Here is a 17,887-nt window from a genome sequence, read left to right on the forward strand (position 1 = left end):
CATCACTGTTCACCTTTTTTCTGGTTGGAGGTGAACGGTGGATGAAGAGTGGTGATGAGTCTGATTTCAAGTCACCACCATTTAACAACATGAATTTAAATAAAAATATTCAGAGGTGAATAGGGTGAACAGTTTTATCACTAATTCTTTAATAGCTACTGTGTTGAGTCAAGATAAGTCAAGAAAAATATTGCCTTAACTTTTGACATATAGTCTCCCAACCTATGCCGCACTAATACGACAAAAGAACTTATTCTGTATCACTATCGTCTATCAGCTAACATCAGACTTCGGCGTATTATATTCTGCGCTATCTTCGCTCATAGGAAGACAAATATTCTGCATTAAAGGGGAAACAGAGGGCTTTTGCTATTAATCAAGGTGTTAACCTTAAGGGTGAGGACAAGCTCACTCCGTTTCATTCGATGGTAGCTGGCCATCGAATTTAATTACACACAAAGGAGGGGTAGGCAAAAAAGTTTTCTCTGGCAGGTGTTTTTCAGCTCTCCGATTTACCGGGTTAATGTATTATCCCGGTAAATCGGAGAAGACAAGCGCAGCGCGTCAGCTGGTTTAATTGAAAGTTACACCGCGCTGAAAGCAGCCTGTGGTCAACAAGAGCCGATTTTGTTTATTGATGCCGTGCATTCTACCCAATCTACAAAATTAAGTTACGGCTCGATGAAGCGCGGAAAGAAGCAGGTCAAAGTGGTCGAAACCGCCGGCAGCCGTATCCGCCTCAACATCATGGGCGCACTCAATTTGCAACGGATTGAAGCGACGGTTATTCGTGACTATCCGACTATTAACGCGAAAAATGTCGTCCTGTTTTTCGGCGCAATCTGGGAAACCTATCCGCTTTCACAAAAAATTCACATTATTCTGGATGGAGCCAGTTATCACCGCGCTGAAATAGTTCAATTTTTTGCCGAAGTCCTGAATATCAAGTTGCATTATCTGCTGCCTTACAGCCCTAACCTCAACCCGATTGAGCGATTATGGAAGTACGCGAATGAGCAGGTACAAACAATGTCTATTTCCCAGATGCCAAAACGTTCCGTGAAACACTTCATCATTTTTTTCATGTCACCTTACCCGTAAAAGGACAGGAATTAACTACCCGGCTGACCGATAATTTCCAGACTTTAATTCCTGCATCTTCAAGTTAATTGCGTGTACATATTTTCATTTGTGTATTATATTATTTAAAGATTACTATTAAATTAATAATAATTATTATTTATAATAAACAATAAATTAAACATATAGTTATAAAAATTATATCTATATTTAAAAGTTGTATATATGGGACTTATCAGTGTTTTATTCTATTTTTCACCCAAAATAAATATTATTTAAAAGAAATGTATACTTTTAACTTCTTTATTTTGAATTATAACTCTGTTTTTTATTTATTAAAAATAATTAGACACGCATTAACTATTGCGTACATTTTTTTAGAATGATAATTTAATTTAACCTTATCAATAAATATAGGATACACATTTATTGATAAGATAATATTAAATATATCTAAACTATATGGTGGTGGATAAACCTTGAATGTATATTTTTATAAAAAACTTAAATAACATTACAACACAATAATTTAATTGTCATCTATTGTAATTAAATGGATTTTTTTGTTGTTGTTGATTATTGTAGCATCTTATTAAATATCGTGTAGGTTATGCCAATATATAAATTTGTTTAAGACTGTGTATTTATAAAAAATCTTGATTTAAATATAACTCATTACTTTATTAAAATAATGATGCAACATTAACTAAATACAATTTAAATTGTATTCTTTAAACATATTTTTTTAAAATAGGTGAATTCAATGAGTGAAATTATTTGGTCTAAAGACATTCATATTGGGTTAGGGTGTATGGGTATGAGCCAATGGTATGGTTCAACAAATGATATGGAATCGTCTGCTACAATTTTAGAAGCACTTGATCAAGGTGTTCGGTATCTCGATACTGCAGAAGTATATGGGCCTTATACAAATGAGGAGCTTATAGGAAAAACTCTATTAGGTCGTCGGCAGGATGCTTTTATTGCTACAAAATTTGGCTTTCCAATGATCAAGCCGGATGGTACGCAAATCCCTCCAGATAGTTCTGCCGCTAACATTAGAAGATCTGTTGAAAATAGCCTTACACGTCTGAAAACAGACTATATTGATCTTTTATATCAGCACCGAATTGACCCTAACATTCCTATTGAAGATGTAGTAGGAACGATGTCTGAACTCGTTTGCGAAGGAAAAGTTCGATATATCGGACTTTGCGAAGTTGGTGTAGAAACATTACGTCGAGCTCATGCTACACATCCACTGACTGCAGTTCAAGCTGAGTACTCAATTTGGGAGCGTAATCTGGAACGTGATGTTATACCTGTAGCAGCAGAGTTAGGGATCAGTGTAGTTGCCTTTTGTCCTTTGGGAAGAGGCTTTTTGACAAGCAATTCTCCTGTACCTGATATGTTGGATAACCAAGACTTTCGCCGCCTAGATCCACGATTTGAACATGATAACTATATAAGAAACCAAATATTTGTTGACATAGTTAAGAAACATGCGTCAAAGCTGAATATCACACCTGCGCAATTAGCACTTGCATGGATTATGGCACAAAAACATCATATTGTTCCTATACCTGGCACTAAACGTAGAACCTATTTAAGAGAAAATATTGCATCACGTCAGATCTCATTATCATTAGAAGAATTGAAAGCTTTTGAGAAAGAACTTGATTCTTTGAGTGTTTCTGGAGATAGATATAATTCTGCAATGAAAAAATATATTGATAGATAATAAAATGGATAATAACCATGAATTTATATGATGAAAGCCTAAAATCTTTATTTAAAACAAGAACTGAGTTTTTCAAAAATGAGTTTATTGAAAAAATACAAAATCCTGTAGCTGCGCAGAAAGAAGTTCTTAGTGATCTTGCTGATATCACGCGTGATGCTGATTTTTGGCAAGAAAAAAAGGCAAATCTTTCAAATATTGAAGAATTTAAAAAGAGCGTTCCTATTTCTTCATATGGATATTTTGAAGAGGCAATTAAAAAAGAAATTATTACTAAAGGTGGCATTATTACTAATAGCCCAGTTATCCGTTGGTTAAAAACGAGTGGGACAACGGGAAATCCTAAATATATCCCTTATACCTACCATTGGATGCAAAAATATCGCATTCCAGCCATGTATACTATGTGGGATACTTTTATTAATGCGTGTCCACATATTTTACTACAAAAATATTCTGTGCTTGATACACAAACAACAAGAGAAGCAGTACAGCCGAATGTATGTGGGTTATCGCATCAATCAATAAGTAATCGATATCCACATATTAATGATAATGATTGGACGCCTCCTTGGAATAATGAACCTTGGTATAATGAAAATATGCCAAATGATCACGATGGACGTAGTTATTCACGACTCCGTTACTTTTTAGGAAAAGATTTAAGAGCAATCACTGCTATTAATCCTAGTATGATTCTTTCATTATATGACAAGCTAAATATATTTAAAGATTCGTTAGTTAAAGATATTTATGATGGAACTTTACAAGGCGAAAAATGTAATAATTTTTCACCTGATCCTAAAATGGCAAAAAAATTCGAAAACCGATTTGCAAAAAATGACTTTACATTATGTGATGTTTGGCCAAAATTAAGCTTTTATTCGTGTTGGACGTCTGCTGGGGCATCATATTATCTGACTCGTTTAAATGAAATAATTCCTGGAGCTACCATTGTTCCATTTATGACGTGTGGTACAGAAGGAGTGACAACTATTCCTATTTGTCCAGATATAGAATCACAACCTCTGGCTATTAACCAGGCAATTTTTGAATTTATTCCAGCTGAAATAGATCCTGAAAAATGGATAGGAAAATATGAACAAAATACTCTATCTCCCATGGAATTAGAGCCAGGAAAACGTTATCACATTATTATGTCTCAGGCACATGGATTACTGCGTATGTGGACTGGAGATATTTTTGAAGTTACAGAAGTGACGCCTGAAGGAACGCCGTGGATGTTTTTTGTTGAGCGTTATGGTGTGTTTAATTCTTTCACTGGAGAAAAATTGACTCATCAGGATCTTTCTGTTGCATTTGAAAAAACATTTAAGGCACAAGAAGGTCAAAAAATGCCTTACCTTATTGCTCCTAAATGGGACACTATCCCTTACTATATTTCTGTTGTTGAATCGTTACGAGGAATAGATGCGGAGATGTTTGCTAAAGAACTTGATAAAGAAATTGCTACTGTAAATATTGAGTATGCATCAAAACGGGATAGTGGCCGGCTTGCAGCTCCCAAAGTTTTTGTATGTCCACCAGATACATTAAGACAATATTTTGAACATGGAAGAAATGCAAAGAATGGCAACCAACACAAATTTAAACATCATCAAACTGATAGCTCTATTGTAGAAAATTTTTGGAAATAAACGCTATGTATGACAATAAAAATATCACAAAAAAAATTACTCGTCTTTATGATGGCGATCTAGTAATCCATAGTTGGATTCCTAATTCAATTGAAGCAGTTGTCGTATATGTACATGGGTTACAGAGTCATGCATCTTGGTCATGGGAATTTGCGTTAGATTTTGCACAGAAAAATACACTATTTATATGTATGGATAGGCCTGGGAGTGGAATAAGTATTGAGCCACATGATGAATTTCCTTCAGCAGATAGAATTGTCTCTTTATATAAAAGTCTTTTTGAATATGTATTTTCTCTTTATCCTAAGATACCTGTAATTGCAGTTGGACATTGTTTAGGTGGTTCTATACTAACAGCTACACTAGCACAATATCCATCTTTATTGAAAGGATTGCAGTCTATATCTATAGTCTCATCCTGGTTGGGTAGAATGAATACATCTTTAAATAAGCATGAGCTACAATCCATATTGAATAATGATAGCAATGATTTATGGGATGTTGGAATTCTACCTGAGGATTTTTCTTCAAATTCGAATTACCAAGATTTTATACGACAAGACCCTTTAGCAATTCGTAACATAAAATCTCGCACTAGGAAAAATATTTTAGCTCTAGAGGAAAAATATTTTTCTCTTAATTCTCCATTAACAGAAGTGAAGTCACAATATATTTCATCTTATGGAGACCGTGTTATTGATACTAAATTGGCAGTAGAAGAATACATAAAATATTATGGTAAGGAAGGGACAATACATTTATTGGGGTCAGTAGATCACTATATCCCTTTTACTAAATATCGCCGGCAATTAGCTAACATGGTTTTGAATATGCTTCATGATGTTGAGACTGTTGTATGACTATAGCAAATGCATTTGTCCATAACGTACAAGAAAAAATGGCTGTTCCTTTTAAACATTCTAGCTTTGCTCGTTGGTCAAGTGAATCTATCGTCCTTGAATTAAATGTAGATGGTGTAATAGGTTATGGAGAGTGTGCTCCCCGTCAATATGTTACAGGGGAATCAATTGATGTAGTTCATCAAATGTTAACTTTTTGGATAAAAGAAAGACTGATGAGTGTAGCGCATTCTTTAGTATCTGGAGTACCTTTTGATGAAGTATTAGCTGATGAATTCAGCTTTATTAAAGATGCAGCTCCTAATGCTTGCTGTGCTATTGAACTAGCCATAATGGACTGGTTAGAAAAAAGTACAAGAACACCTTTAGGTCCAAAAGCGGTTGTCGATAGTGCACCTTTTGTCCCAGTCCTTGACAGTTACGGACGTTGGAATGCGTCCGATAGTGTAATTGCTAAGGCTCCATTGGTTAAATTGAAACTGGCGGATACACTAGAAGAAACCTGTAAAAGGATTTCTGTAGTACGTAAACAAACATCAGCTACTGTGCTTATTGATGCTAATAATGCCTGGTCAAAAAAAGAGATTCCGGTCGTTGTGCCATATTGTATGGATGCCGGCGCAGAATGGTTTGAAGAGCCTTGTAAGATACGAGATTATCAGACTTTACGAGAGATTCGTACTTATGGCGCTAAAGTATTACTTGATGAATCCGTACAAAATGAAAACGATATTATAGTCGCTCTTGATGCTGAAGCTGTTGACGGCATTAACATTCGTATTGCCAAATGTGGTGGACTTTCTTGTGCTGGTAGGATAGCGAATCTGGCTAAAACAAAAGGATTGGCGCGTTATTATGGTGTTCAAGTTGCTGAAGTAGGTACATTGATCACTGCAGGACGCATACTTGCATTATCAGACTCTCAACCTTTAGGTGTCGAAGCTGGACAGTCTGATCTTTTCTTCAATTCAGATACTCTTTGGGTAACTAATCCAGCTTTGTCTCGTGACAGAGGGATAATTACTCGCACACATAACGATCAATTAAATGGCCGGAATCCTAAATCATGAAAGATAATTTCATCGTACCTTTAACATCTAATAGTTTAGAAATTGATATAGAGCACTATTATTTTTCTGATTGGTTAAAAAAATATCTCCAAGAACATGGAATAGATACATTTATTTTTAACCCTGGGGCCTCATTTAGGGGGTTACATGATTCTCTTGTTAATGATGGTGACACAAAAGTAATTATGGCATGTCATGAGGAGATTGCTGTCGCTTTCGCTCATGGTTATTATAAAGCAAGTAAACGCTTAATATGTGTACTTATTCATGCTAATGTTGGTTTATTGCATGGTGCTATGGCTATTTTTAATGCTTGGTGTGACCGTATTCCTTTACTGTGTTTAGTCGGTAATGGACCACTAGATGCTGGAAAGCGTCGCCCTTGGATAGACTGGATACACACAGCACATGATATTCTTGCTCCTATTCGTGGTTATACAACATTATCAGCTGTTTCTACTGACCAATGGGGAACTGCACATGATATCAGACGTGCGATCCGGACTGTAATGAGTGAGTCTCATCTCGGGCCTGCCGTGGTTGCAATAGACTCAGATCATCAAGAGTCATTGGTAGAAAAACGTGTATTACGTCTTGGTCCCGTAGATATAGAGAAAAATATATCAGTTATTCAACCTCAACATATTCAACGTGTTGCCAAATTTCTTTCCTTAGCGCAGCATCCTCTTATTATTGTAGAAAGAGCCGGGCGCCAAAAAGGACTTATGCTAGCTTTGGAGAATTTATCCAATGCCCTGAATGTTAAGATTCCGGTATTGGAATGTGGCTACTATGAAAATGCTATTACTAGAGACTCAGAACACCATTGGGTTCGGTTAGAATCCGCAATATTAAATGCTCCCCCTGATGTAGTTTTAGCATTAGATACTGTCGATCCATTAAGTTATTTAGGAACACTAATTGATACAGAATGTCTGAAAGAATCAGTTTTTATTAGTGTAAATACACCAGGTGTAGCACTTTCTGGTTGGTCTTCTGATGCAGGAATAGAGTCACCAGGTATTATTTATGAGGGTGATATTGTTAAGTTTTTACAGTCTACAGCAAAATATGTAGAGCCTCATATATCTCCTATTCCTATCTATATGGAACGCAAGAAATTTTCTGACTCTGTATTAAAGCATGCTATACAAACTATATCTGATACATTTGATGCCGCAGCTATTAATATCCGCATCGTCAATGGTGGTAGCACTCAAATTGATCAAACTATTCGTTTCGTTTTCCATTTCAAACATGAAGCTCAGTTTTTAGGAATGAACGGAGGGGGAGGATTAGGGTATGGATTACCGGCGTCACTTGGTGCAGCAGCAGCGATCCAGGAAGATAATACAGGGGAATTAGCAGTAGCTTTTCTCGGTGATGGTGATTTTCTTTATACCCCAAGTAGCTTGTGGACGGCTGCTGCAAAAAACATTCCTGTCTTATTGATAGTCGTTAACAATGGGCAGTACTATAACTCACTTGAGCATGCGAAAATCGTCTCCAAGAATCGTCAACGCTCAACATCACCACGTGTTGCCACAACATTTGATGAATTGTCCGTAGACTTTGTTAGCTTAGCTCATAGTTTTGGTATCCAGGCTGAAAGTGTAGTGGCTGAAGATAATTCAGCATTATCTACAGCGATACTTCATGCAACTTCATATATCCGTGAAAAATCGTGTCCTTTTCTTATTAATATGCAGGTTTAAATATAATAATGGAAATGAAAAATATATCACCATCTCTAGTTCGTGACTTAAAGGGCCGTATTGGAGTGTATGGATTTGCAAAAAGCTATATTAGCAATGGAATACAAGATGACTCTGTACCACCTTATTTTTTCCGAGGAGAAATTGGCGATTTAGCATCAGCAAATGGAAATTTAAATACATTAACACAATCCAAAGTATTAAGTGAGGAGATGGAGTTAGTCTGGCTAATTGATACGGAAAAGGGGACGACATGTCGTTTTATTGGTTTTATGTTCGGGAATGATCTAACTGACTTAGGAGAGTTTCGTCAGGATGCGGCTAGAATACTTCATGCTAAATTACCTCAGGCAAGTATTTCTGATCATTGGTGGCCAAGTTTGCAACCTCCATCCTCACTGAATATTACAGTAACGAGATATCGTGGTGATAATGTAAAACATTATTTTGCTAAAGTAGGAATGGACTATCTCCCGATTTCATTAGATACAGCACTGAATGCTGTTTATAAAATGGTAGGCTGGAAACATTTCGATAAGATTTTACTTTTCACAGGTGCCCCGCGAGGATTCGCGTGGAAGAATGAACCTGCATTAGATAATGATCGGTTCGAACTTATTGTTGATGAATTAGGAAGTATCCTTAATAACAGGATTTACTGTTATGATTAATATAGACCGTGTCAGTACTAGGTTTTTTGCTTCTGCAAATTATTTATCAGGTGCTACGGAAGTTGTGACAGTTATTGAACTTGATAAAGGGGTACCAACCTATAAAGACATTGCACAGTGGATAGAAAGGAATTCTATTTTACATACTGTTCCATATGTGGATGATGCTGGTTATTTGAAAATGAGGGAGGAAAAATATTCAGGTATTATTTCTTCTGATTGCTTGAGAATAAGTTATGCTAGTCAGCTCACTCTTAGCAAGATTTTGGAGATTGAACTGGGTGAACCAGTGAAACACGGTCTATGGCGTATAACATTATATCATTGCGGTACAAAATATTTCTTTGCATGGCGCAGAAATCATCTTATTTCTGATGCATTTACGACCAACCTCATGTTAGGAGATCTATTTTCAAGATTTACACCAATTTCTAATGGTTGGTCTACTTGGTCAAATAGAATAGATGATGATCCACATATAACTTCTTCTTGTTCTCATCGATTGGTTTTTTCTTCGAGAATAACAGAACAACTGAACAATTTATGTAAGAGTTTACAGGTTTCTCTCAGTAGTATTATTGCAGTATTATTGCGTCATCATTTGGCTAATGACTCTCGGAAAGGCAAATCTATATGGGTTGCTTATAGTCGCCGTAAAGTCTTAAATAACTGGTATCCAGGTTGTTTAATTGGTGTAGTTGAAGTGCCTATAAGCGAATTATGCAATAACATCGAATATATTCAGAAATGTGAACAATATATATTAACAAACTCTCAGGATACTAAGATTCAATTAGAGCACTATGAAAAAGCAAAAGAAGGTGTAAAAAAAACATGCTATTCTTCCTTAGGTCCATGTGTAACAAATAATGGTCGATACCGTAGCCTTGAATCTTACGAGGTCGTTCGCGATATTGTAACATGTGTTGATCGGCGCCAAGGAAATTATAGTGTGGTTGCTCATCTCGATCGATTTCGTGGAAGGGTAGCAATGACGTTATCCAGTGCTGCTAAGGTATTTAGTGAATCAGAATTACAAATTATTGCAGAAGAAATTATTAACTATTTGGATCATGATAAGCTTATTCTTCCTATATCATGAATAATAACCTTTGAATTAATGAGATAAATTTAATGCCATTTATATCATTATATATTACCTCTGAGATTTGGCCATTTAAAGAAAGTTTAATGCAATCGCTGGATTCTCAACTTAAAAATTTGCAAGGTTTTAATACTAAATTGTGCAAGTATAGGCTAACTCTCGTTGATGAAAGAATTATAGAAGAACAAGAGTCAAGAAATCTTATTTCTTCAGATTCTATACGTTGTGAGTTTGTGACGTTCAATGATCGATCTCAGGATGTTTTAATGAGTATTTTGAAAGCATGTGAGTTTGGCATAAAGAATGCTCTTATATCATTAAAGTATCCTTGGCAATATTCGGTTACTATAATTCCAATTGAGCGATCTTATAATATTTCGGGATTTAATAAATAAGGAAAAAATATGGAGCGGGTTTTAGTTGTTGGTGGACTTTCAGGTATTGGTAAATCAGTGGTTGAGTGTTTACAAGAACATTTCATTGTTGAAACACTATCTCGTCGGAAAAGTACTCAACACCGAATAAAACATCATGCTATTGATGCTGCAAATCCTGATGCGTTAAAAAATTATTTTTTTTCATCTGAAGAATATGATCACTTAGTTATTACTGCTGCTGATACACCAATAGGTGGAATTTATTCGTTATCTGATGAACAAGCAAAATATGCCATAACCAATAAACTTTGGCTTGCTTACGTAGCTGCAAGGGATATTCCTTGGAAAAAATCGTTAACCTTTATTAGTGGATATTTATCTGCACGTCCAGGAGAAAATACAACATTACAATCAGCAATCAATGCTGGTATTGAAGGTATGACTAGAGGTATAGCTCTAGAGAAAGCTCCTGCTCGTGTAAATTGTATATCACCAGGAACTATTGATGCGGGACTATGGGATAAAGTTGCTCCTGATATTAGACAAAAGACAATGGAAAAAGTATCAAAACGTACATTAGTGGGTCATGCAGGGCGTCCAAAAAATATTGCACAAGCAGTTAAGTTTGCAATTGAGTGTGACTACTTAACTGCTGAGGTTATTTATGTTGATGGAGGTGCTCGTTTTGGTCAATGATACTATAACCAATTGGTTTATATTAAGTTAGCATAAAGTAAAGGATAAGAGAATTAATTTGCATTTATTATCCAGTATTTAATTTTATATTTTTACGGAAATTTCATTTTAATACTATAAATTAGTTCTAATTTGGCAATGCTAAAACTCACATCAAATCTGAATCCAGATTGATGTGAGGTATTACCAAATCATTAGTTCAAAACAATCTAAAATATAATTTCTTAGAACAAAGAAAAGGTTGCTAACATCAATTAAATTAAGTTAAATTATACTTTCAATAAGTTAATATTTAGAGCTAAAAAGTAAATATTTGCTATAATAACGTAACCGAATTATATTCAGGGTGAGAAAATTATCTATTTATGATGTAATTATGAGAAACGTAATAAAACTGATATACTCACTTTATTCGAAATTTATTATATGCGATTAAATTTTATGTTATGCCAAAAGCATAAAGATTATGTTTATTAAAAATATATCTGCGGAATGATTGATAAAATATCTACTTATTCCATTATTAGTCCGCTCGTGATTTAAGTCAAAGCTTATTAGGCTATAGCTGTATAAGCTCCAGTCTTATGATGACATAATGATATTTAGTTAATATATCAATAATATCGAGATTTAACATGGAGATATTGTGTGAAAAAAGAGCTTATTATTTCTAAGCAACGGCTTGCTGTAGTTCTTGCTCTCGTTAGTTCATTCATCGTTTTTGTTGATACTACTATTGTAAATTTGGCTCTACCGATTATTGAACACCATCTGACAGCAAGTCGTTCACAGCTAGAATGGGTTATTAATGGTTATACACTTTCTTTTGCTGCAGTAATGTTAGGTTCTGGTGCATTAGCAGATTCTTTAGGGCCTCGACGTGTATTCCTTTTCGGAATTTTACTTTTTCTTAGTGCTTCTGTAATTTGTGCACTTTCAGGTAATATCGATATTTTGAACATTAGCAGAATAGTTCAAGGTATTGGCGCTGCGCTTATTTTACCTAGCAGTTTGACTTTAGCAACTAGAACACAGGTAAGTGATACTAAACGACATCAAACTGTTGGATATTGGGCTGCAGCTGGAGGAATTGGTTTAGCTGCTGGACCATTTCTTGGCGGAGTTTTAATTAGCGTAGCTGGCTGGACTTCTATTTTTTGGGTGAACGTTTTTATTTGTGTGCCAGTATTACTTATAGGGTTATGGAAGTTACCCCAATTGGATGAAAAGGCAAGGCAACTTGATATTTTGGGACAGTTGACTGCGACTATGAGTATAGCTGGTTTAGTTTTTGTACTTATTGAAGCTCCTACACTCGGATGGTCACATACCTGGATAATCATTTCTTTTGTTATTATGTTGGTAGGCATCATAGCTTTTTCCATTGTTGAAAAAAGAGTTTCTGCCCCACTTTTGCCACGAGATATCTACCATAATCGTATCTTTCTAATATCTACAATACAAGGTGCTCTATTCAATTTTATGTTTTATGGGCTGCTTTTTGCTTTGAGTTTTCAATTCCAGCAAGGTAGAGGATTATCTCCGATGATAAGCGGTTTAAGCTTCTTACCAATGACAGGGCTAGTTGCAGTAGGAAATCTTTCTGCAGCACGCATTGCTGCCTATAGGAATCGTGTTTATGTGTTGTATCTAGGGCAATCAGTTCTCACTCTATCTTTGATTGTTATCTTGCTTTTGGGCTATTTGCAAATGCCTTTGTGGTGTACTTTGCTTGCGCTCATGCCAGCGGGATTTTCTTCTGGGTTGTTGGTTCCAACAATGACTTCACAGACTCTAAGTACTGTATCTCCAAATCTTCATGGTGCTGCTTCTGCCGCGTTTAATACTTCACGACAAGTTGGTGGAGCAATAGGTGTAGCAGTATTTGGACCATTATTAGGTATAATGGTCAGTCTTGATAGTGGCTTTATTATATGTGTATTACTTTCGATTTTTGCTACGATGATAGCCTTTTTGCTCACTCGTTATATAAAAGTATAAATATGCTCATTTCCGTAAAATGGTAAATACCTTTACTATCTTCCTTTGGAATATTTAGCTAAGGTCATCCAAATTTTCATCTTGCCGAGTTTGTTGCAAAATTACCTCTGTATTGTGTGATAAACTTGGCAGAATGAATAACAGTTACTTCAGTTCATTATCTACCTTGAGTTTTTTCTTAGAATACTTCAAAAGTAGTTTAAGGAATTTCTTTTGTCCTTGCTCCAATAGGATGATGGATTTTCTTCTATAATATGCTAAAAAAAAGTTGACTCCATTGACTCGTTGTCCTGCCTGAAAAGCGTCCCGGCAATCATCTGCCAGACGGTTAAACGTAATAGTGGGGGGTTGTATTGGCGGGGATGACAATGGGGGGTGTAAACAGCGTGCCAGATATATATTGCGGGTTTTTATCTGGAGGCCCCATGGTAAAATCCTGCCCGGCCACATGCTTATTATTAACATATACCGAAACAATTGCGCTCCCACCACCGCCCAGCGATCCAAAATACCGTTGGGTCATTATCGGCCCCCATAAATAAAAATCCGCTCAAACGGCATGGCTTCATTGAGTCTTTTATGAAAAAAGACACTGTCACGATTTCCCAGTGAGACATTCCCCAATGTGACAGACACAACGTCACCCACAATTTTATTCACATAGATTGTGCCGGAAAAACGCCCATCCGTAAGCAGGGGGACTAGTGTATTTGTCCATACGCATAATCCATCGCATTAGCACAATGGGCGTGATAAACGAAAAGAGTTTAATGCACTTGCTGAACCAATTATTGAAAGTTTTGATGTGATATTGGAATGGTTAGAACTACACTCATTCACCTTAGCCCATGTATTACCTAATCAAAAAATACAGCAACTCATGAGACGACTCTCAAGATACGATAAAAGAAAACTTGAGAAACTAATTAATAATTATTATTCAGAAATCACCCCATTAAAAAATAATTAATTACAAGAAAACAATAATGAGGAATTATATCTCTCTGCAATTTCAACAATAAAAGATATAAAGAAATTTTTTAAAAAAAATAATCTATTATGCCAGCCACAATAGGAGATGCTGAGGTTCTGTGAGTGATTGCGGTAGCATAAATAGAAAAGGCCACGCGATGCGTAGACTTGGGTTCGTTATCCGTTATCAAATGGCGTTGTCCGTGATCAAGCGAGATTTTGAACCACCTAGGATTCTTAGATAGTTGGATTATAAATTCAAAGATTTCACTCACCATATAATTTTTAATAATCAACTTCATTTATCTTTTATTCATATTTTATCCGAAACAAATCGGCTCTGGTTTTAATTCCGTTTAGTTGGGTATCTATATAATGCTTCATATGACACCAGAGTCATTCTAATTCTGTTGTGAGAATACCTAAAACCGGCTGACTTATATTGAGGATATTGAACATTATGAAGCGACTTGCAAAAGTTTTATTTAGCCTTGTATTGGTATTACTTCCCTTTTCGGGGCACAGCTTTCAAACGCCAGATACGGCGACAAACACACATCAAATCTCATTCATTAAGATTCCAAAACCGCCAAAAACTCCGAAAACTCCGAATAAACATAGACCAAGTAGTATTAAGCATACTTACAAATCAATCAAGAATGCACCACAATATCCTAAAGGGTTTATAAATAGACAAAATGGAACCACGAAACGTCCTATGGACAATAGCCAATTATTGGCGGAATTACGAAGGGACGTAGAACCAGGGAAATGGTATAAAGTTTATAAAGATGGATTAGTTAACGGACAAAAAGTCTCTATTCATTATTTTGAAAGTAGAAGTGGCCTAGTGTTTAATGTAAAAGTTGTACATGGCTGGAGTAACAAAATATGAAACTTAGTTACCATATTGAAGACAAACATGCAGGGAAATTTATTAGTCTTTTAGTTTTGGGGGTGCTGCATGCCCTAGATAAAAAGCTCATATCTATCAATGAGGCAGAAGGCTTTATATTCAAGCCTTATGTTTCCGATTTACTAGAAACTATAAAATCATCTCAAGAATTATCTAAGATAATTATAGACGGGTGTTTACTTGACGACATGAAAGATTTAATGCCTGACAAGTTACAAGGTGAAATTAATGCATTGATCGAAAGAACATCGTCAGTTATCCGCAATAGCAAAGAAATTGGACGGTTAGTCGAAAAAGAAATTAGGGTTATAGGTAAAGGTGTAGATGAAGGTGGTATGTAGGCGGTATATATTAGTGTGATTACCGAGGGAGACTGACAGACTAATTACCGAAGGACTTTGTCGTTTCAGTATACCTACTCCCGGCTTAATTACTCAACCGAAGATCATCATAATACGATAGCAAGCGATGTTCTGGCTTTCTCAACCTGCAAGGCACTGGTATTCATTTTTTCCCGTAGCCAGATATGCCTCACCCCATTCGGACTGAGGGTTATCTGATATTTTTCTCGCACCTGGGCCGATACCTGTACCTAGCCCAGATGCAGATTTTCCAATGAAAAAGCAATCACCCTTTCCTCTCTTTCCCGGGCCGTCCGATTGTTATGATGTAATGCCGGATTAAAGAGGCGTTTGAGAGCTTCCGGCCCTTTTTCTTTGAGTAGCTTACGATGACGATAGGGCGTGTCACGGGAGCAGCCACTCTGCTGTACGGCTTCAGCGACATTCGACATTACCCAGTTTGTCCGCTAATTCCAGCGCATCCAGCTTTCTCTGGATTTCCAGGTCATACAGCGAAGGTTGAGTGTTTTTTTGAAGGTGATTTTAAGCCGTTTCAGCGCGTAATGAATAGCAGACTGTGAGACACCTAAGCGTTTTGCTCTGTCCCATTGATAGTCATCAGGGAAATGTTGAACATCCGCGATAAGTGCCTCATCACTGATCTTCGTGGGCGGTTTATCACGGGTCATACAAGGCTCTATTTTATGACTCCACCGAAATAAGGTACGCATAGAAATGTCAAAATGGGCACTCGTTTGTTCGAAAGTCAACGAATGCTTGTCTTTGTAAGCCAGTACTCTCTTTCGAAAATCCAAACCGTAGCCCATCTTACTTTATCCCTTGTTATTGGAATCCAGACATTATGCCATATTAATATGATTCTGCTATAAGTCGGCTATTCGCTCATTACCGACATTGCCAGAAACGGATATTTAACACCACGGCATGCTAGCCAATGGGGAGTTCAGCAATAACCTATTCATGAGTCATCTGAAAAAATTATCAACGGCATCATTCCACTCGTGCCCTGAAATAGACCACTCCTGATTAATTGGGGGTGAGAAGCCGCTCCGGCAGTATCCATTTTTTGTATCGAAATTAAACACACCGTGCGGATAACCATTAACCAAAAGCACACACTTCTTGCTGTCTTCTGACCAGCCAATCTTTACGTCAGATGGATGGTGGGTTTATCAATCAATCTGCCACTGCGCCCTGCCTGTTCGCGCTCGGCGTAGGCAATAGCGTGTTGCAGGGCTTCGCGATCCAGTATAGCCGTCTGCCTCGGCCGTCCCCCTTTGGTGCCAAATACCACCCGCACAGACGCATGACCGTTCGCCAGTGCTTTTTTCCAGGTCGATAATGATTTATAGGCTTCCACCGCTTCTTTAGTACGCAGTCCCAGCACATACGCCAGTTGCATCACCGCGGCGACATTCCGGTCTTTTTGCTCAACCTGCTGGAAAACCGCCTGAAATTCCACAGGCATTAATGCCGTTTTAGTGCCTGTGCGACTCGTCTCGACAATACCCAGTGCCCGGTTACTCAGACGGGCGTTATCCGGTGCGGCCAGTTTATGCTTGCCCGCCTGCCTTAAAATCGTCCGCAGTGCTGACATCTCATTTTGCAGGGTACGGTGGCTGATCTTGTTGGCCTTACGCTCAGCAATATAGCGCTCAATATATTTGGCCTTGAGGCTGTCCATTTGTCGAAGCCTGATGCCATGGTCTTTCAGAAAGTTAAGGAATTGCCGGGCAATCCGCTCACGATCCACAACGGTGGCAAAACTTCCGCGCCCGTTTCGGGCATGGGTGATAAATTCTTTTCTGAACCGTTCGATTTTCGAACGTGCCGATTTCTGCGCCATTCCCGCATCTCCCGCTAATTTGCTTATTTTTCATTCGTTTTTAAACCAGTCCCTGCGTGTCGGTTAAGGTTCACCGTTCCGTGGTGCGTCAGATAATGTGTAGCAGGGGAAAATTGCGTTGAGTTTTTGCAGGAGTTCGCGACGTGCTGAGCACGGCGGTGGAGTACTCCCCGTTCAGTGCCTGATGTTAGTCAGGATGAACGCCTCATTAATCATGACGTGGTGTGATTTCTCCTTTCTTACTGCATCAGCCTGTTGCCAGGCAGCGGGTTGAAAACCAGACCGGACGATCGTTCGTTAATCAAACAGAATGTCAATTAATGGCCTCTTTCGAGCGGTTTCACTGGGTAATTCGGGGGTCAAATGGGTTATAAAGCCAGACCGGACGTGCTTTGGACGTTGGTCGCCTAACGGCGTCACTTGGTAATCGCTGCGCTTTAACGCAAGTGACGCCGCACAGTTTTCGGGACGTTTATCGTGATGAATTGAAAACGTAGGTGAATGTTGTACCGGTTAAAAAGGTATCGATCAGTGTGAGACAGAGAAAGTTCTGTCTTTATTGGAGGATAAGCCGATTTCACTTTGAGACCGGGAAACTTTCATCGCCAGACGAGGGTTTAGGTGTCCGACAATATCTGCTTCCAAAAGTGCGCAGATGTACCGCAATGCTTGCTCTCCCTTTCAGGCTACAGGAGTTAATGAGATGGTCTTCCCCACCTTGTGAACCATACTCTTTATAGAGTATTTTTTCTGGAGAGTCCATCATGCAAAACGTCACCCTTATTGGTATCGACCTCGGCAAGCATTCTTTCCATAT

General features: G+C 37.5%; 18 protein-coding genes and 2 pseudogenes. 13 read left to right on the top strand and 7 right to left on the bottom strand.

Annotated elements, in window-relative coordinates:
• The first annotated feature begins 627 nt into the window (after positions 1-627).
• From PSI14_RS18585 to PSI14_RS18635, 11 genes are all read left to right on the top strand, one after another.
• Positions 628-1,101, top strand: a complete 474-nt coding sequence (locus PSI14_RS18585) for an IS630 family transposase (RefSeq protein ID WP_370688891.1) — start codon at positions 628-630, stop codon at positions 1,099-1,101.
• Positions 1,102-1,843: 742 nt separating this feature from the next.
• Positions 1,844-2,821 carry an aldo/keto reductase gene (locus tag PSI14_RS18590; RefSeq protein ID WP_273577485.1) on the top strand — a complete coding sequence of 326 codons (978 nt, stop codon included), beginning with the start codon at positions 1,844-1,846 and terminating at the stop codon, positions 2,819-2,821.
• 17 nt (positions 2,822-2,838) lie between these two features.
• A complete protein-coding gene (locus tag PSI14_RS18595; RefSeq protein ID WP_273577486.1) occupies positions 2,839-4,479 on the top strand; it encodes a GH3 family acyl-acid amido synthetase in 1,641 nt (546 codons plus the stop codon).
• A gap of 5 nt (positions 4,480-4,484) precedes the next feature.
• Positions 4,485-5,339, top strand: a complete 855-nt coding sequence (locus PSI14_RS18600; protein ID WP_273577487.1) for an alpha/beta hydrolase — start codon at positions 4,485-4,487, stop codon at positions 5,337-5,339.
• On the top strand, positions 5,336-6,409 hold the full coding sequence (locus PSI14_RS18605; protein WP_273577488.1) for an enolase C-terminal domain-like protein: 1,074 nt from the start codon (positions 5,336-5,338) through the stop codon (positions 6,407-6,409). The genes PSI14_RS18600 and PSI14_RS18605 overlap by 4 nt, the downstream gene beginning before the upstream one ends.
• Positions 6,406-8,124 (top strand): thiamine pyrophosphate-binding protein, encoded by a 1,719-nt coding sequence (locus PSI14_RS18610; RefSeq protein ID WP_273577489.1) that lies wholly within the window; start codon positions 6,406-6,408, stop codon positions 8,122-8,124. Before PSI14_RS18605 ends, PSI14_RS18610 begins: the two co-directional genes overlap by 4 nt.
• 8 nt (positions 8,125-8,132) lie before the next feature.
• The gene (locus tag PSI14_RS18615; protein WP_273577490.1) at positions 8,133-8,795 is read left to right on the top strand and encodes a hypothetical protein; all 663 of its coding nucleotides are present in this window, start codon (positions 8,133-8,135) and stop codon (positions 8,793-8,795) included.
• A complete protein-coding gene (locus tag PSI14_RS18620) occupies positions 8,788-9,897 on the top strand; it encodes a hypothetical protein (RefSeq protein ID WP_273577491.1) in 1,110 nt (369 codons plus the stop codon). Before PSI14_RS18615 ends, PSI14_RS18620 begins: the two co-directional genes overlap by 8 nt.
• Before the next feature lie 32 nt (positions 9,898-9,929).
• Positions 9,930-10,295: a hypothetical protein gene (locus PSI14_RS18625; RefSeq protein ID WP_273577492.1), complete on the top strand. Its 366-nt coding sequence runs from the start codon at positions 9,930-9,932 to the stop codon at positions 10,293-10,295.
• Between the two features lie 9 nt (positions 10,296-10,304).
• Positions 10,305-10,973: an SDR family oxidoreductase gene (locus tag PSI14_RS18630; RefSeq protein ID WP_273577493.1), complete on the top strand. Its 669-nt coding sequence runs from the start codon at positions 10,305-10,307 to the stop codon at positions 10,971-10,973.
• Positions 10,974-11,621: 648 nt separating this feature from the next.
• Positions 11,622-12,974 (top strand): MFS transporter, encoded by a 1,353-nt coding sequence (locus PSI14_RS18635; RefSeq protein WP_273577494.1) that lies wholly within the window; start codon positions 11,622-11,624, stop codon positions 12,972-12,974.
• 328 nt (positions 12,975-13,302) lie between these two features.
• Here the strand turns inward: PSI14_RS18635 and PSI14_RS18640 are convergent, their stop codons facing one another.
• Positions 13,303-13,497, bottom strand: a complete 195-nt coding sequence (locus tag PSI14_RS18640; protein WP_273577495.1) for a hypothetical protein — start codon at positions 13,495-13,497, stop codon at positions 13,303-13,305.
• 909 nt (positions 13,498-14,406) lie between these two features.
• On the opposite strand from PSI14_RS18640, the gene PSI14_RS18645 reads away from it, so the two are divergent.
• Both PSI14_RS18645 and PSI14_RS18650 read left to right on the top strand, forming a co-directional pair.
• Positions 14,407-14,841: a hypothetical protein gene (locus PSI14_RS18645; RefSeq protein WP_273577496.1), complete on the top strand. Its 435-nt coding sequence runs from the start codon at positions 14,407-14,409 to the stop codon at positions 14,839-14,841.
• Positions 14,838-15,203, top strand: coding sequence for a DUF3969 family protein (locus PSI14_RS18650; RefSeq protein WP_273577497.1), 366 nt, complete (start codon positions 14,838-14,840; stop codon positions 15,201-15,203). Before PSI14_RS18645 ends, PSI14_RS18650 begins: the two co-directional genes overlap by 4 nt.
• 107 nt (positions 15,204-15,310) lie before the next feature.
• Here the strand turns inward: PSI14_RS18650 and PSI14_RS18655 are convergent, their stop codons facing one another.
• The 6 genes and pseudogenes from PSI14_RS18655 to PSI14_RS18680 all read right to left on the bottom strand — a co-directional run.
• Entirely contained in the window at positions 15,311-15,436 is a 126-nt protein-coding gene (locus tag PSI14_RS18655) for a hypothetical protein (protein WP_273577498.1), read from the bottom strand.
• 18 nt (positions 15,437-15,454) lie between these two features.
• A complete protein-coding gene (locus PSI14_RS18660; RefSeq protein ID WP_273577499.1) occupies positions 15,455-15,655 on the bottom strand; it encodes a helix-turn-helix domain-containing protein in 201 nt (66 codons plus the stop codon).
• A 15-nt stretch (positions 15,656-15,670) separates the two neighbouring features.
• Positions 15,671-16,030 (bottom strand): IS630 transposase-related protein, encoded by a 360-nt coding sequence (locus PSI14_RS18665; protein WP_273577500.1) that lies wholly within the window; start codon positions 16,028-16,030, stop codon positions 15,671-15,673.
• A 159-nt stretch (positions 16,031-16,189) separates the two neighbouring features.
• Positions 16,190-16,390: pseudogene (locus PSI14_RS18670) on the bottom strand (DUF2251 domain-containing protein); the annotation flags it as partial.
• Positions 16,381-17,070 (bottom strand): annotated as a pseudogene (locus tag PSI14_RS18675) (integrase domain-containing protein); the annotation flags it as partial. The pseudogenes PSI14_RS18675 and PSI14_RS18670, both read right to left, overlap by 10 nt.
• A gap of 577 nt (positions 17,071-17,647) precedes the next feature.
• Positions 17,648-17,887 (bottom strand): hypothetical protein (locus PSI14_RS18680; protein ID WP_273577502.1); only part of this gene is annotated, 240 nt, incomplete at its 5' end.

Source organism: Xenorhabdus anantnagensis (genome assembly GCF_028598555.1).
Lineage (GTDB): Bacteria > Pseudomonadota > Gammaproteobacteria > Enterobacterales > Enterobacteriaceae > Xenorhabdus > Xenorhabdus anantnagensis.